At 74.2% G+C, this 15590-nt stretch carries 12 protein-coding genes; 6 read left to right on the plus strand and 6 right to left on the minus strand.

Annotation, left to right across the window (positions count from 1 at the left end):
• Positions 1-20: 20 nt before the first annotated feature.
• Together JOE38_RS00935 and JOE38_RS00940 are read right to left on the minus strand one after the other, a co-directional pair.
• The gene (locus tag JOE38_RS00935; protein WP_204574456.1) at positions 21-1634 is read right to left on the minus strand and encodes an aminopeptidase P family protein; all 1614 of its coding nucleotides are present in this window, start codon (positions 1632-1634) and stop codon (positions 21-23) included.
• Between the two features lie 70 nt (positions 1635-1704).
• Positions 1705-2730, minus strand: a complete 1026-nt coding sequence (locus JOE38_RS00940; RefSeq protein ID WP_204574457.1) for an endonuclease/exonuclease/phosphatase family protein — start codon at positions 2728-2730, stop codon at positions 1705-1707.
• Positions 2731-2822: 92 nt separating this feature from the next.
• Between JOE38_RS00940 and JOE38_RS00945 the strand changes: the two genes are divergently transcribed.
• From JOE38_RS00945 to JOE38_RS00955, 3 genes are all read left to right on the plus strand, one after another.
• Positions 2823-3698 carry a PHP domain-containing protein gene (locus tag JOE38_RS00945; RefSeq protein ID WP_204574458.1) on the plus strand — a complete coding sequence of 292 codons (876 nt, stop codon included), beginning with the start codon at positions 2823-2825 and terminating at the stop codon, positions 3696-3698.
• 241 nt (positions 3699-3939) lie between these two features.
• The gene (locus tag JOE38_RS00950; protein ID WP_204574459.1) at positions 3940-4512 is read left to right on the plus strand and encodes a hypothetical protein; all 573 of its coding nucleotides are present in this window, start codon (positions 3940-3942) and stop codon (positions 4510-4512) included.
• Positions 4505-4807, plus strand: coding sequence for a hypothetical protein (locus JOE38_RS00955; RefSeq protein ID WP_204574460.1), 303 nt, complete (start codon positions 4505-4507; stop codon positions 4805-4807). The genes JOE38_RS00950 and JOE38_RS00955 overlap by 8 nt, the downstream gene beginning before the upstream one ends.
• Positions 4808-4882: 75 nt before the next feature.
• Here the strand turns inward: JOE38_RS00955 and JOE38_RS00960 are convergent, their stop codons facing one another.
• Complete coding sequence (locus tag JOE38_RS00960) at positions 4883-6418, minus strand: DEAD/DEAH box helicase (RefSeq protein ID WP_204574461.1); 1536 nt, start codon at positions 6416-6418, stop codon at positions 4883-4885.
• Positions 6419-6567: 149 nt separating this feature from the next.
• Here JOE38_RS00960 and JOE38_RS00965 point away from each other — a divergent pair, with 149 nt between their 5' ends.
• Positions 6568-7287: a ferritin-like fold-containing protein gene (locus tag JOE38_RS00965; RefSeq protein ID WP_239544898.1), complete on the plus strand. Its 720-nt coding sequence runs from the start codon at positions 6568-6570 to the stop codon at positions 7285-7287.
• 79 nt (positions 7288-7366) lie between these two features.
• Here JOE38_RS00965 and JOE38_RS00970 read toward each other — a convergent pair whose 3' ends face one another.
• Positions 7367-7654, minus strand: a complete 288-nt coding sequence (locus JOE38_RS00970) for a hypothetical protein (protein WP_204574463.1) — start codon at positions 7652-7654, stop codon at positions 7367-7369.
• A 10-nt stretch (positions 7655-7664) separates the two neighbouring features.
• Complete coding sequence (locus JOE38_RS00975; RefSeq protein WP_204574464.1) at positions 7665-7889, minus strand: DUF3107 domain-containing protein; 225 nt, start codon at positions 7887-7889, stop codon at positions 7665-7667.
• Positions 7890-8061: 172 nt separating this feature from the next.
• On the opposite strand from JOE38_RS00975, the gene JOE38_RS00980 reads away from it, so the two are divergent.
• Both JOE38_RS00980 and JOE38_RS00985 read left to right on the plus strand, forming a co-directional pair.
• A complete protein-coding gene (locus tag JOE38_RS00980) occupies positions 8062-11325 on the plus strand; it encodes an ATP-dependent helicase (protein ID WP_204574465.1) in 3264 nt (1087 codons plus the stop codon).
• Positions 11322-14582, plus strand: a complete 3261-nt coding sequence (locus JOE38_RS00985; protein ID WP_204574466.1) for an ATP-dependent helicase — start codon at positions 11322-11324, stop codon at positions 14580-14582. Before JOE38_RS00980 ends, JOE38_RS00985 begins: the two co-directional genes overlap by 4 nt.
• Here JOE38_RS00985 and JOE38_RS00990 read toward each other — a convergent pair.
• Positions 14495-15571 (minus strand): phosphotransferase, encoded by a 1077-nt coding sequence (locus JOE38_RS00990; RefSeq protein ID WP_204574467.1) that lies wholly within the window; start codon positions 15569-15571, stop codon positions 14495-14497. The genes JOE38_RS00985 and JOE38_RS00990 overlap by 88 nt on opposite strands.
• Positions 15572-15590: the final 19 nt, after the last annotated feature.

Raw genomic sequence — 15590 nt, forward strand, 5'->3', positions numbered from 1 at the left:
CGCCGCGCCCGTCCCGACGGCTACGCGCGTCCGGCCATCCACGCCTCGACCTCGTCGGCCGTGCGGGGGATCCCCGCGGACAGGTTCTCGGCGCCGTCGCGCGTCACGAGGATGTCGTCCTCGATGCGCACGCCGATGCCGCGGAAGCGCTCCGGCACCGTGAGGTCGTCGGGCTGGAAGTACAGGCCCGGCTCGATCGTGAAGACCATGCCGGCCTCGACGATCCCGTCGATGTACATGTCGCGGCGGGCCTGCGCGCAGTCGTGCACGTCGAGCCCGAGGTGGTGGCTCGTGCCGTGGACCATGTAGCGGCGGTGGTGCTGGTTGTCGGCCTCGAGCGCCTCCTCCGCGGTGACGGGGAGCATGCCCCAGTCGGCGGTCCTGCGCGCGATGACCCGCATCGCCGCGGCGTGGACCTCGCGGAAGAGGATCCCGGGGCGCACGATCGCCAGCGCGGCGTCGGCCGCCTCGCGCACGGCCTCGTAGACCTCGCGCTGCACGTCGGTGAAGGTGCCCGACACGGGGAGCGTGCGGGTGATGTCCGCCGTGTAGTAGCTGTCGAGCTCGACGCCGGCGTCGATGAGGATCAGGTCGCCCGGGAGCACGCGGCCGTCGTTGCGGGTCCAGTGCAGGATGCAGGCGTGCGGGCCGGACGCCGCGATCGTGTCGTAGCCGACCGCGTTGCCGTCGGCCCGGGCGCGCGCGTTGAAGACGCCCTCGACGACGCGCTCGCCGCGCGCGTGCGCGACGACGGCGGGCATGTCGGCGATCACGTCGGAGAACCCGCGGCCGGTGGTGTCGACCGCCTCGCGCATCTGGCGGATCTCGTAGGCGTCCTTGACGAGGCGGAGCTCGGAGGCGTCGCGGGCGAGGCGGGCGTCGCCGTCGGCGGGGTCCTGGTCGTCCGCGTCGGCGTCGGCGGCGGCGCGGGCCTCGTCCACGCGCGCGGCGATGGCGGGGTCGGCCTCGCGGATCACGCGCACGGTGCCCCCGGCGGCAATGGCGGCGTCGACGTCGGCGAGGGGCGCGGTGGCGATCCCCAGGTCGGCCGCGACCTGGCGGAGCGAGGGGCGCGGGCCGATCCAGAACTCGCCGATCTCGGCGTTGGCGTAGAACTCGTCGCTGTCGCGGCCGGCGCGCTCGCGGAAGTGGAGGGTGGCCTCGTGCGCGGATCCGTCGGCGGCGGATCCCTCGGCAACGGGCTCGAGGACGAGCACGGCGCCGGGCTCGCTGTCGGCGCCCCAGCCGGTCAGGTGCGCGAACGCCGAGTGGGCGCGGAACGGGAAGTCGGTGTCGTTGCTGCGCTGCTTGAGGCGACCGGCGGGGATCACGAGGCGCGCGCCGACGTGGAGGGCGGAGAGGCGGCGGCGGCGGTCGGCGGCGAAGGGCGCCTGCTCGCGGGCCGGCGGGTCGACCTCCTCGCGATCGGCCCAGTTCGTGGACACGAAGTCGCTGAACGCGGTGCTCGCGGGCGTGGTGCTGCGGTTGGAGGTGGCGCGGGGGACGGGGGCGTCGCCGGATCCGGGAGCGGAGGTCGCGGGCGCCGCGGTCTCGGTCGTCGCCAGGGGCGCGGCCGGATCGGCGGCGATCTCGGCGGGGGCGGTCTCGGACGCGGTGTCGATGTTCTCGGCCATCCGACGATCATCCCACCTGCGCGCGGGCGGACGCAGGGCGGACGCAGGGCGGGCGCTGCGGCGGGCCGGGTCAGCGGAGGGGCGTCAGCTGCGCGATGACCGGCCGGTGGTCGCTCCCGGCGCCGTCGCGGTCCTCGACGACGCGGAAGCCCGTGACCGCCCAGCCGGGCGTGGCCATGATGTGGTCGATCGGGGTGCCGAGCAGCGCGGGGATCCCCGTGGGCCAGGTGCCGACCGCGCCGTTCCCCGAGGCGCGCGCCGCGTCGACGCACTTCCCGAGGTCGGTGACCTGGTCGCGCTCGGTGGGCGTGCCGCCGTACCGGCTCATGTGGTCGAGCGTCGCGTTGAAGTCGCCCGCGATGATCACGTTGCCCTCGTCGCAGCGCTTCCCAAGCCAGGCGAGGTCGGCGCGCCAGTTGTCCATCTGCTCGGGGATGGGGGAGACGGGGTGCACCGCCATGATGACGGGGCCCTTCCCGTCGACCGGCTCCATGATGACCGTGGGGAGCACGCTCGTGGTGCCGCGCGACTCGTCCATCCGGTAGTCGCCGTAGGCCGCGCTGATGAGGATGGTGGTGGAGCGGGCAGCCGCCACGTCGTCGAAGGCCGCGGTGCGGACCCACATCGGCCGTCCGGCGTCGCGCATGAGGACGGCGATCTCCGCGCCGGTCTCCTCGCGGGTCTCGGGGAGCGTGATGACGTCGGCGCCGGACTCGATGGCCAGGTCGGCGACCGCGCGGGCTCCCGTCGCGCCGCCGAGCGTGTTCCACGAGAGCACGGTGACGTCGTCGTCCTGCGCCTCCTGGAAGGCCGTGTCGCCGAGGCCGCGCGTGGCGAGCACCGCGGAGTTGGCGCCGATGAAGAGCACGAGCAGCACGGCGATGCTGCCGAGCAGCCGACGGCCGGGGCGGATCGCGAGGCAGAGGACGAGGGTCAGCACGAGCACGGCGGCCGCCGCGGCGACGAGGCCCCCGCGGATGGCGACGGCGTGCGCGACCAGGTAGGTCTGCTCGAGCCCCAGCAGCTGCGGCCAGGTGACGACGAGGAACCCGGCGGCCGTGATGAGGATGACTGCTGCTCCGACGACCCGACCCATGACGACCACCACACTATGGCGGCTCTCTGGGAGAGCGCCGCCGCGGGCGCCGACGGGCCGGGGCGCGCAGGGCCGCCGCGTAGGATGGCGGGATGCCGGAGGAGCAGCGGGGTCCCATCGACCTGCACACGCACAGCTCCGTGTCGGACGGCACCGAGACGCCCGCGGAGCTCGTCGCGCAGGCCGCCGCGCAGGGCCTGTCGGCCGTCGCCCTCACCGACCACGACTCGACCGCCGGCTGGGCGGACGCCTCCGCCGCGGCCCTCGCGCACGGCATCGAGCTCGTCCCGGGCATGGAGATGAGCACGCAGCTCGAGTACGCGAGCGTGCACGTCCTCGCCTACCTCTTCGATCCCGAGGACGCGGACCTCGCGGCCATGACCGCGCGCGTCCGCTCGGAGCGCATGACCCGCGCCGAGGCGATGGTCGGCCGCATCGCCCGCGACTACGACCTCACGTGGGCGGACGTGCTCGCGCAGACCACGCCGGGCAGCACCATCGGCCGGCCGCACATCGCCGACGCGCTCGTCGCGCGCGGGCACGTGCCCACGCGCACGGCCGCGTTCGAGAGCATCCTGCACTGGCAGGGCGGCTACTACCGGCCGCACTACGCGCCGGATCCGATCCTCGGCGTCGAGCTGATCACGGCGGCGGGCGGCCTGGCCGTCCTCGCGCACCCGGGCGCCCGCGGGCCGGAGCGCGTGCTGTCGGACTCGCGCATGACCGCGCTCGTCGCGGCCGGGCTCTTCGGCCTCGAGGTGCGGCACCGCGACAACCCGCCCGCGTCCCGCGTGCGCCTCACGGAGCTGGCCGAGCGGTTCGGGCTCGAGGTGACGGGATCCAGCGACTACCACGGCGCCGGCAAGCCCAACCGGCTCGCGGAGAACACCACGGAGCCCGCGGTGCTCGCCCGGATCATCGAGCGCGCGACGGGCTGGTCGCCCGTCGTGCCCGTGCCCGCCGGCTGACCGTCGAGCACGGGGCCCCCGGATCTCATACCGCCGCAGGACGCGAGTTCCGGCGATGTGCGCTGCCGCACATGCCCGCGGATCTCGTCGGTCGGCGCGACCCCGGGGCAGGACCCGCATCCGTCCCTCCTGTGGATGCTGCGCTCGGCCCTCGCGCAGCGGGAATGTCGTCTGCGTCAGCTCGCCTGAGCTGAACGTCGCGTTCCGCGACCGATCACCATCTCGATGAGGAGAAGAGATCATGACCAGTGTTCGATCCCGCGCCGGGCGCATCCTGGCGGCGTGCGCATCCGTATCCTGCCTCGCGCTCGTCGCGTCCCTGTCCGCCGGCCCCGCTGAAGCGGAGACCATCACCTACACCCCTCACCAGCAGGCTTCGAACAGCGGAGTGGACGCATCGCTCCTGGACCCCGGCACAATCGGCTTGTGCAACGCGGGCTTCGGCGATGTGAGCGTCGCCTCCTGGGAGACCGGCATCGGGCACGTCGACCTGTTCTGCGGGGACGACAGGTCCGGTTATGTCCACATCCGGACGGAGCACCAGTCCCAGTGGCAGACCGTGGTGGACGGGGCTGGCGGTGGAGCCAACTGGGACGACTTCATGGTCTTCGCCACCGGATCCATAGTCACTTCGCCGGCTCCCGGTTTTCCGAAGGACGAGGGTGATGGGAAGCTCTGCTATTCCGCACCAATTCTCATCAAGGACGAGGAGGGTAACGTCGTGGACACTTACAAACCGACGGTGATCGTTTCCGCGAACAACAAGAAGATCATCACCTCTTTCCCGACACATCTGGTGGACAACTGTGGTTGAGGCGCATCCGCCGAAGGACCTCATCCTCTCGGTCGATTACGCTCAGAAGTGGCCGCTCGACGACATCATGTGGCCCGGCCCCCGTCCGGACTGGGACACCCTGATCTCGCCGGAGCTGCGTGACCGGTTGGTCGCGTGGGCCGCGTTCTTCAACGCGAACATCGACTGGGAGACCGGGCTCTTCGGGTCGGAGGAGCGGCGCCGCTGGTACGACGTGGAAGGCCTCCAGCTCATGTACGACCTGCAGGAGGCGCTGGAGGGTCGGTTCCGGGTCAGGCTGCGTCTCCCCAGGTAGCACCGATCCCCTCCGGCGAAGAGGGGCCGCATCCTGGTGGATGCGGCCCCTCTTCAGCGTTTCGTGCGCGCGGCTCTAGGACGTGGCGGTCGGGCGGTCGCCGCCCGAGCGGCGGCGGCGGTTGCGCGAGCGCGGGCGGGTCTGGCCGTCGGCGTGCGGCGCCTCATGGCCGCCCGCGGTGTTCGGCTGCTCGCTGCCGATGACGGCGGTGGCCTCGGCGGGGGAGGTGGCCGTGGGGGTCGACGTGCTGCGGCTGCGCGAGCGGTCGCGGTCGCCGCCGCCGGAGGTCGAGGAGGAGCGGCTGCCCGAGCGGTCGCCGCCGCGTCCGCCGCCGTCCCGGCTACCGCCGCGTCCGCCGTCGCGACCGGAGTCGTTGCCGCGGCTGCCCGGGCGCTCGCGCGGGGTGCCGTCGGGGTTGACCGTGGGGGTCGCGCGGAGGCGGCCCTTGGATCCGGCCGGGATGTCGAGGTCGGTGTAGAGGTGCGGCGAGGACGAGTACGTCTCGGTGGGCTCCGGCTGGCCGAACTCGAGGGCGCGGTTGATGAGCGCCCACTTGTGCAGGTCGTCCCAGTCGACGAACGTGACCGCGATGCCGGTCTTGCCCGCGCGGCCCGTGCGGCCGACGCGGTGCAGGTACGCCTTGTCGTCCTCGGGGATGGTGTGGTTGATGACGTGGGTGACGTCGAGCACGTCGATGCCTCGCGCCGCGACGTCGGTGGCGATGAGGATGTCCTTCTTGCCCGCCTTGAACGCGGCCATGGCGCGCTCGCGCTGCTCCTGGTTGAGGTCGCCGTGCACCGCGGCGGCGTTGAACCCGCGGTCGTTGAGCTCCTCGACGAGGCGGGCGGCGGCGCGCTTGGTGCGCGTGAAGATCACGGTCTTGCCGCGGCCCTCGGCCTGGAGGATGCGGCCGATGACCTCGTCCTTGTCCATGTTGTGCGCGCGGTAGACGAGGTGGCGGATGTTCGCCTGCATGAGGCCCTCGTCGGGGTCCGTCGCGCGGATGTGGATCGGCTTCGTCATGAAGCGGCGGGCGAGCGCGACGATCGGTCCCGGCATGGTGGCGGAGAACAGCATCGTGTGGCGCACGGCCGGGGTCTGCGCGAAGAGCTTCTCGATGTCGGAGAGGAAGCCGAGGTCGAGCATCTTGTCGGCCTCGTCGAGCACCATCTCGCGCACGCCCTGGAGCGAGAGCAGGCGCTGGCCCACGAGGTCGAGGAGACGGCCCGGGGTGCCGACGACGATCTGCGCGCCGGCCTTGAGCTGCTCGATCTGGCCCTCGTACGCCTTGCCGCCGTAGATGGAGACGACGGTGGTGGCGCGGTTGGCGGTCGCGATCTGGAGGTCCTCGGTGACCTGGACGGCGAGCTCGCGCGTCGGCACGACCACGAGCGCCTGCACGCCGGGCTCGGGGGTGAGGCCGAGCCGCTGGATGAGCGGGAGGCCGAAGCCGAAGGTCTTGCCGGTGCCCGTCTTGGCCTGGCCGATGATGTCCTGGCCGGAGAGCGCCAGGGGGATGGTCTGCTCCTGGATGGGGAAGGGTTCGAGGATGCCGTGGTCGGCGAGCGCCTGCACCATGTCCTCGTCGATGTTCAGTTCGGTGAAAGTCACGTTGTGCCCTGTCTAGCGGTGCGGTCCACGCCCGGACTGCTTCTCTGCGGGCGCGATGGGGCCCTTCCGTTGAGGGACCACGGGCGAGTTTAGCGGGCCGGGGCCCGGAGACCCCCTCCGCCGCCCTTTACACTGGCCACGTGCTCAAGATGTTCGGACGCCGGTCGACGACGATCGAGGCGCCCCGGGTCCGGTCCCGCGGCGAGTCGAAGCGTCGATCGCCGGCGACGACCGTGAGCGTGGACGACTTCTCGCCCGACACCCTCCGCTTCCTCGGCGCCGTGGCCTACCTGCAGCTGACGGTCTTCGAGACCCTGTCGCGCGCGGTCGCCGAGGCGCCCGACCTCGCCGGCAAGGAGGCCGTCTCGACGGCCGCCGGCATCGCGCTCGGCAAGCACCAGGCGCTCGCCGCCGAGATCAAGCGGCAGGGCGGCGACCCCAGCGTCGTGATGGAGCCGCACCGGGCCGCGTTCGACCGGTTCACCGCCACCGTCGCGGGCGCCGACTGGTACGAGTGCCTGCTCTCCGCGTACATCACGACGGGGCTGCTCGACGACTTCTTCGTGCGCCTCGCCTCGGGGCTCCCGTCGGACCAGCGCCAGCGCGTCGTCGTGCTGCTGTCGTCGGGCGTGGGGCAGCAGGGGATCGTCGACGCGGTGCGCGCCGGGATCCGCCGCGACCCGCGACTCGCGTCGCGCCTGGCCATGTGGGGCCGTCGGCTCGTCGGCGACACGCTGCTGGTCGCGGGGACCGCGATGCGCGCGTCCCTCGCCGACCCGGACGACGCGCGCGTGCACCTGGAGCCCGTGTTCGCGGGGATCATCACGGCGCACACCCGTCGGATGGACGCGCTCGGCCTCACGGCCTGACGCGCGTCGCCGGCCCGCACCCGGCACGCGACGACGCCCGGCCCCCTGGGGGACCGGGCGTCATGTCGTGCGGGTGCGGTCAGCCGCCGATGGCGGCCAGGTCGCGGGCGTCCGCCGAGGAACGCCGACGACCGAGGAGCAGGTCGGTGCCCGCCGCGACGAGCGCCGAGATCGCGAGCGTCGCGATCCAGATGACGCCCTGGTCCCAGCGCAGGCCCGCCCAGGTGAGGGCGACCCACGCGACCATGGCCGCGGTCGTACCCACGGCGGGGATCAGGAGCGCGCCGTGAGTGGCGCGGTGGGGGAGCGCGTAGCGCGCGACGAGGCCGATCATGGCGCCGAAGAGCGCGACGAACAGGAGCTCCACGGGCGCCGGGCTAGCGGACGAAGCCGATGCGCGGGGCGTCGGCGCTGCCGAGCTCCACGTAGGCGAGGTGGGCGGTGACGGCGAGGTGGGTGGCGCCCTTCTCGTCGGTGAACGAGATGAAGGGCGCGCCATCGCGGACGGCCGCGGCGACGGTCTCCTGGACCTCCTCGGGCGACTGCTTGGTGCTGAAGGAGAGCTCGCGGGCGGTGTTGACGAGGCCGATACGGATTTCCACGGGAGGTGCCTTTCGATGCGTCGGATGCGACGGTGCCCCCTCAGGCTAGGGCACCCGCATGCGCGGCCCGGCGGCGTTCACTGAGGGCGGACGGGCGGGCGGACGGGCGGGCGGACGACGCGTCCCGATCCCCGGATCCGCTGCCGTCGGGGGCCGCCGGTAGCGTGGGCGCGTGACCATCAGGGGATTCCGCCAGCCGCCCGCATCCGACGCCGCGGCCCCCGCGGTGGAGCTGGATCCCTCGCAGCGGGCCGTCGTCGAGCTGCCGGTGGGCGTGAGCGCCGCCGTCATCGGCGCGCCGGGCTCGGGTCGCACCACCACGCTGCGCGAGCTCGTGGCCGAGCGGATCCTCACGCAGGGGCTCGACCCCGCCGAGGTGCTCGTGCTGGCGCCCTCGCGCGCCGCCGCCACGCGCCTCCGCGACGAGCTGGCCCTCCGGGTCGGCGTGCCGACGCTCGGGCCGCTCGCGCGCACGTCCACGTCCGTCGCGTTCGAGGTCCTCGCCCGCCGCGCCGCCGAGACCGGCACGGAGCCGCCGCGGCTGCTCACCGGCGCCGAGCAGGACCAGATCATCGCCGACCTCCTCGCGGGGCACGAGGAGCTGGGCACCGGGCCCGCCTGGCCGGATCCCCTGGGCGTCGAGGTGCGGCGGCTGCGCGCCTTCCGGACGGAGCTGCGCGAGCTGCTCATGCGCGCCACCGAGGAGGGCGTGCGGCCGGACGCCCTCGCCGAGGCCGGCCGCGCGCACCAGGTGCCGGAATGGATCGCCGCGGCCGAGTTCGCCCGCGAGTACGAGGACGTCGTCGACTCGTTCCGCGGCGACCACCTGGACAGCGCGGAGCTGCTCGCCGAGGCCGTGCTGCTCGTGTCGCGGGGGGAGGCGCTGACGGGGATCCGGTTGGTCGTCGCCGACGACCTGCACGAGGCCACCGTCGCGACCCTGTCCCTCCTCCGGGCGCTCGCCGCGCGCGGCGCGGACGTGATCGCGTTCGGCGACCCGGACGTCGCGGCCGCCACCTTCCGCGGGGCCGAGGCGTCGGCGCTCGGCCGCCTCTCCACCGTGCTCGGTCTGCCCGGCCTCCGCACGCTCGTGCTCGACCGGGTGCACCGGCAGCCGCCCGCGCTCCGGGCGCTCACCTCGGCCGTCACGGCGCGCATCGGCGCGGCGGGCGCGGGGCGGCAGCGGCAGGCGGGATCCGCGCCGGGGCTCGTCGACGACGCCGACCCCATCCAGGTCATCGAGGCGCCCACGCGCGCCCTGGAGCTCGCCCGCCTCGCGCGCCGGCTCCGCGAGGAGCACCTGCTGGGCGGCGTGCCGTGGGCGCGCATGGTCGTGCTCGTGCGATCAGGATCCCTCGTGCCGCAGGTCGCCCGCAGCCTCGCGACCGCCGAGGTGCCCACGCGCACGGCCGTCGCCGGGCGCGCGCTGCGCGACGACCTCGCCGCGCTCGCCCTCATCCGCGCGGTCGACGTGGTGCTCAGCCGCGTGCCGCTCACCCCGGAGATCGCGGCCGAGCTCGCCACGGGTCCGCTCGGGGGGCTCGACGGCGTCGCGCTCCGGCGGCTCCGGCTCGCGATGCGCCAGGAGGAGCTCGCGGGAGACGGCCACCGCTCCAGCGACGAGCTGCTCGTCGAGGCGCTCGCCGCGCCCGGCCGGCTCGAGACGCTCGACCTCGCGCCCGCGCGCCGCCTCGCCCGGCTCGCCCGCACGCTGCAGGGGGCCCGCGAGCTGGCCGCGTCCGACGGCACCATCGAGGAGCTGCTCTGGCACCTGTGGGAGGGCTCGAGGCTCGCGACGCCGTGGTTCGAGCAGGCATTGCAGACGGGGATCGTCGCCGACCAGGCCAACCGCGACCTCGACGGCGTGGTCGCGCTCTTCACGGCCGCGCGCCGCTTCGTCGAGCGGAACCCGGGCCGTCCCGCGTCGGACTTCGTGGAGGAGCTGCTCGGCGCCGAGGTGCCCGAGGACACGCTCTCGCCGCAGCCGCTCGCCGACACCGTCCTCGTCGCGACGCCGTCCGCGGTTGTGGGCGCGGGATACCAGGTGGTCGCGGTCACCGCTCTGCAGGAGGGCGTGTGGCCGAACCTGCGGCTGCGCGGATCCCTGCTGCATCCGCAGCGCCTCTCCGCCGTCGCGCGCGGCCTCGACCGGGCCGACGTCGACGAGCGCGCCGAGGTCCTCGGCGACGAGCTGCGGATGCTCGCGCTCGCCGTCTCCCGGGCGTCGCGCGTCGTCGTGCTGAGCGCCACCGCCAACGACGAGGAGGCGCCGTCGCCGTTCCTGCGCCTCGTGCCGCCCGCGCCCGGCCTCGCGGAGGCGGAGGCCGGTGCCGAGGCGGGTCGGGTGGCGGCGGACGCACCTGCCGCGCTGCGGATCCGGCCCGATCACCCGCTCTCGCTCCGCGGCCTCGTCGGCGCGCTCCGACGCGAGCTCGCGGTCGTGCACCGCGACGCCGTGCTGCTCGACGACGGCCGCGTCGTCTCGGGCGACCGCACGGCGCGCCGACCCGCCGACGCCACCCGGGAGCGCGGCCTGGCCGCTGCCTCCGCCCTCGCGCGCCTGGCGGCGGAGGGCGTCACGGGCGCGGATCCGGACGAGTGGTACGGCCTCCGCGAGCCCTCCACCACGGAGCCCGTCGTCGACCTGACTGACCCCGCGGCCCGCGTGCCCGTGTCGCCGTCGCGCCTGGAGGCCTTCGAGCGCTCGCCGCTCAACTGGTTCATCGACCAGGCGTCCGGCGGATCCACGAGCACGGCCATGGGCATCGGCACCATCGTCCACGCGGTCATGGAGGAGGCGAGCCTCGATCCGGACGCCGACCTCCGACCGGCCGCCCTCGAGGTCCGCCTCGACGAGCGGTGGGGCGAGCTGCCCTTCGTGTCCCCCTGGGTGGGCGAGCGCGAGCGGCGGCAGGCCGGCGAGCTCATCGCCGGCGTCAGCGGGTACCTCCGCGACTTCGCCGCGGACGGCGGGCGCATGCTCGCGGCCGAGGGCGGCTTCGAGCTCGAGGTGGGCGTCGCGCGCCTCCGCGGGAAGATCGATCGCATCGAGCTGACGAGGGAGGGCCGGGTGGTCATCGTCGACCTCAAGACCGGGCGGCACTACCCGACGCGCGCCGAGATCCCGGCGCACGCGCAGCTCGGCTCCTATCAGCTGGCGTACGTCGAGGGCTCGCTCGAGCAGGTGCCCGCCGGCACGCCGTCCGGCGGCGCGAAGCTGCTGTACGTCTCCGGCGGCACGCGCGGACTGCCCTACCGCGAGCTGCCGCAGGAGCCGCTCACGCGCGAGGAGCTCGACGGGTTCCGGGCGCGCATCGCCGAGGCGGCCGAGGGCATGGCGGGCGCGACCTTCGACGGCACGCCGGACCTGGGGGAGCGGGATCCGGGATCCGCGCGGCGCTACCGCATCCACCTCGTGCGGGCGGTGTCGGCGTGAGCGGCGCGGAGGCGACCGGCGCGGGCGAGGGCGGCGTGATCAGCGCGCGGCGCATCGCGGAGACGCTCGGCCTGCCGAGCCCCACCGAGCAGCAGCGGCGCGTCATCGAGTCGCCGCTCGAGCCCGGCCTCGTCGTCGCGGGCGCGGGCAGCGGCAAGACCGAGACCATGGCGAGCCGCGTCGTCTGGCTGCTCGCCAACGGGCACGTGGGGGTCGAGGAGATCCTCGGGCTCACCTTCACGCGCAAGGCCGCGGGGGAGCTCGGCGTGCGGATCCGCGCGCGCATCGAGCAGCTCCAGCAGGCGGGGCTCGCCGCCGTCCCCGCGGACGCGTTCGCCACGCCCACCGTGCAGACCTACAACGCGTTCGCGAACGGCATCTTCCGCGACAGCGCGACCCTCATCGGCCGCGAGGCGGAGTCGGTCGTGCTCACGGAGGCGTCCGCGTGGCAGCTCGCGCGCCGGCTCGTGGTCGAGAGCACCGACCCGCGGCTGCTCGAGCTCGGGCGGGGCGTGGATCCCATCACGCAAGCGGTCATCTCCCTCAGCCGGGCCATGAGCGAGAACGTCGCGGAGCCGGCCGAGGTCGTGCGCCTCGCGGGATCGTTCACGGGCCTCGCGGAGCTGCCGTTCGGATCCGCCCGCATCAAGAAGGCGCCAGCCGCTGACGCGGTCGCCGCCGTCGGCGCGCTGCCGCCGCTCGTCGACCTCGCCGTGCGGTTCCAGGAGGAGAAGACCCGGCGCGGGCTCGTGGAGTACAGCGACCAGGTCGCGTTCGCGCTCGCGATCTGCGAGAGCGTGCCGCAGGTCGTCGCCGAGCACCGGAAGCGGTTCCGCGTGGTACTGCTCGACGAGTACCAGGACACCTCGGTCGTGCAGACCCGGCTCCTCGCCACGCTCTTCGGCGGCACGCCCGTCATGGCGGTGGGGGATCCGCACCAGTCCATCTACGGCTGGCGCGGCGCGAGCGCGGCGAACCTCGCGCGCTTCGGGGCCGACTTCGCGCCCGCCGGGGCGAGCGCCGCCGACGTGCCCGTCTACGCGCTCTCCACGAGCTGGCGGAACCCGGGCGCGGTGCTCGGCGCCGCGAACCGCATCGTCGAGCCGCTCACCGCGGCGTCGCGGATCCCCGTGGCGCGCCTCGAGCCCCGGCCCGACGCGGGCGACGGCCGCCTCGACGTGGCCTACGAGGAGACCATCGCCGACGAGGCCGCGAGCGTCGCCGCGTGGTTCGCCGACCGGCTGCGGCAGACCGGATCCGACGGCCGTCCGCGCTCGGCGGCCATGCTGTGCCGCTCGCTCAAGACCATCGAGCCGTTCACGACGGCGCTCGCCGACCGCGGCGTGCCGTTCCGCGTGCTCGGCCTCGGGGGCCTCCTCGACCAGCCCGCCGTGGTGGACCTGGTGTGCGTCCTCCGCGTGCTGCACGACCCCACCGCGGGCAGCGAGCTCGTGCGCCTCCTCACGGGCGCGCGCTGGCGCATCGGCACGAAGGACGTGCACGCGCTGTCCCGCGTCGCCTCCTGGCTCATGTCGCGGGACCACGCGCAGAAGCCGCTCGCCGACGAGGTGCGCGACGGCCTCCGCGCCTCCGTCGTGCCCGACGAGGTGGGGTCCGTCGTCGACGCGCTCGACTTCGTCGTCGACGCCCGCGACGGCCACACCGCGCTCGCCGGATTCAGCGACGAGGGCCTCGCGCGCCTCCGCGCCGCGGGCCGACAGCTCCAGGTGCTCCGATCCCGCGTCGGGCTCGACCTGGTGGACCTCGTCACCGTCGTCCAGCAGGAGCTGCTGCTCGACATCGAGGTCGCCGCCAACGAGACGGATCCGCTCGGCCGCGCGAGCCTCGAGGCCTTCACCGAGCAGGTGGCCGGCTACCTCCAGGGCGACTCCGCCGGCACGCTCGGGCCCTTCCTCGCGTGGCTCGCCGAGGCCGAGCGGCGCGACAACCTCGCGCCGCGCACCGAGGAGCCGGAGCCGGGCACGGTGCAGATCCTCACGATCCACGGTTCGAAGGGCCTGGAGTGGGACGTCGTCGCGGTGCCGCGCATGGTCGAGGGCGAGCTGCCGGGCACGCTCCGCGAGAAGCGCGGCTGGGTCGCGTTCGGCGCCCTGCCGTTCGAGTTCCGCGGCGACTCCGCCGAGCTGCCGTCGCTCGCGTGGCGCGGCGTCGAGACGCAGAAGGAGTTCGCGGAGGCGATGGAGGCCTTCGGCGAGGAGCTCGAGGAGCGCAACGCGGCCGAGCAGCGGCGCCTCGCGTACGTCGCCGTCACGCGCACGCGCTCGGATCTGCTGCTCAGCGGGTCGTTCTGGTCGACGCAGCAGAAGCCGCGGGGTCCCGGGGCGTTCCTCCGCGAGATCCAGCAGGTGGGCCTCATCGCGCCGGACGCGCTGCCCGAGGCGCCCGAGCTCGAGGAGAACCCGCTCGAGCCCGGATCCGCGCGCGTCGCCTGGCCGCTGCCGCCCCTCGGGCCGCGCGAGGCCCGCGTCCGCGCGGCCGCCGCTGCCGTGGCCGTCGCGGATCCGCGCGCGGAGACCGTGTGGACCCGCGACATCGACCTGCTCCTCGCCGAGCGCGACGCCCGCGCCCGGGACGCCGAGCTCGTCGACCTGCCCACGCGCATCCCCGCGTCGCGCTTCAAGGACTTCGTGAGCGATCCCGCGGCCGTCGCCGCGCGCCTGCGCCGCCCCATGCCCGAGAGGCCCTACCGGCAGACGCGGCTCGGCACGCTCTTCCACGGCTGGGTCGAGGCGCGCTACGGGCCCGCGGGCACGGCCGACGTCATCGACGCGTCCGGCGTCGAGCTCGATGCGGACCCGACCGAGCCGCCCGTGGAGACGGAGGACCTCGACCGGCTGCGCGCGATCTTCGAGGCGAGCGAGTGGGCGGCGAGGAAGCCCGAGGAGGTCGAGGTCGAGATCCACATGGAGCTCGCCGGCCAGGTCGTCATCTGCAAGATCGACGCGGTGTTCCTCATCGACGGCCGCTACCGCGTCGTCGACTGGAAGACCGGCCGCACCCCCAAGGACGCGGCCGACCTCGAGCTCAAGCAGCTCCAGCTCGCGCTCTACCGCCTCGCGTTCGCGAAGTGGCGGGGCATCGACCCCGACCTCATCGACGCGGAGTTCTACTTCGTCGCGGAGGGCCGGTCGCTGAAGCCGGAGCGGCTCTACTCCGAGGAGGACCTCGTGGCGCTCTGGTCGGGCGCGCGCACCCCGGACGCGTCGCGCCCGCCGTCGGGAGAGACAGTGGGCTGAGGCCGGGAGTCGAGCATCTCCTCGACCTGGTCGACGTCCATCACGGGCAGCGTCTCGTGGGCGATGCGCTGACCCTCGTCGGCGCGCACCGTGTCCACGAGCGCGCTGAGCATGTTCACGGCGTCGTCGATGATGCCCTGGTTGCGCGTGTCCGTCCCGTGCAGCAGCCAGCGGGCGATCTCGAGCTCGGCGTAGAGGAGCGCGCGCTGCTTGAGCTGGCGGTCGACCGTCACGTGGTGCGCCTGGTTGTAGGCGCGGAAGACGCTCTCGGCGACGTGCTCGGCGCGCGCGCCCAGCACCCAGTGCAGGTCGTGGGCCGGGTCGGCGACGCGCAGCTCCGACCAGCCGATCATCCCGGTCACGTCGTCGCCGTCGACGAGGAACGAGGAGGCCTGCACGGCGCCGTTGACGACCGCGGGCTGGAACTGCCAGAGCGACGCGTCGTCGAGCGCCTCCTCCCAGCGGCTGAGAAGCAGGCTCGGCACGAGCGCGGTGGCCGCGGCCCGGTCGATGAGGGCGGCGGTCTGGCTGTGGATCTCCGCGGCCGAGAGCACGGGCAGCCCCGCGTCGGCGACGAACCCGGTCGGCAGGCTGTGCACGGCGGAGACGGCGGCGCCGATGGAGCGCGCGAGGCCGTCGCCCGCGGGGATCTCGTCGAGCGAGATGACCCGCCCGGGCACGTGCCCGTAGACGAAGCCGCGGGTCGGCTTGATGGGCGCCTGCCCCAGGAACTCGGGCACCTGGAACGGCAGGCGGGAGCGGATCCCGGTGCTCAGCGCCCGGAGCGCCACGAGGTCCGCGGACTGCTCGGACTCGGCGGCCTGCGTGGTCGGCACGCGCACGAGGAGCTCGCGGCCGTCCCGCGTGGAGAGGAGCGCGGAGTCGAAGTCGCCCGCGCCGCCGGCCGTGAAGGGGGTGCTGCGGACCACGTCGAGCCCCGAGACCGCCGAGGTCGCCAACGCGGCTAGAGTGAGGTGGGATCTGGCCATGCCTTACAGGTTAGGTCGC

The organism is Clavibacter michiganensis (assembly GCF_016907085.1).
Classification (GTDB): domain Bacteria; phylum Actinomycetota; class Actinomycetes; order Actinomycetales; family Microbacteriaceae; genus Clavibacter; species Clavibacter michiganensis_O.

Excerpts from the sequence above, each read along its gene's own strand:
- JOE38_RS00935 (WP_204574456.1), bottom strand. The coding sequence starts at position 1,634 with ATGGCCGAGAACATCGACACCGCGTCCGAGACCGCCCCCGCCGAGATC.
- JOE38_RS00940 (WP_204574457.1), bottom strand. The coding sequence starts at position 2,730 with ATGGGTCGGGTCGTCGGAGCAGCAGTCATCCTCATCACGGCCGCCGGG.
- JOE38_RS00945 (WP_204574458.1), top strand. The coding sequence starts at position 2,823 with ATGCCGGAGGAGCAGCGGGGTCCCATCGACCTGCACACGCACAGCTCC.
- JOE38_RS00950 (WP_204574459.1), top strand. The coding sequence starts at position 3,940 with ATGACCAGTGTTCGATCCCGCGCCGGGCGCATCCTGGCGGCGTGCGCA.
- JOE38_RS00965 (WP_239544898.1), top strand. The coding sequence starts at position 6,568 with ATGTTCGGACGCCGGTCGACGACGATCGAGGCGCCCCGGGTCCGGTCC.
- JOE38_RS00990 (WP_204574467.1), bottom strand. The coding sequence starts at position 15,571 with ATGGCCAGATCCCACCTCACTCTAGCCGCGTTGGCGACCTCGGCGGTC.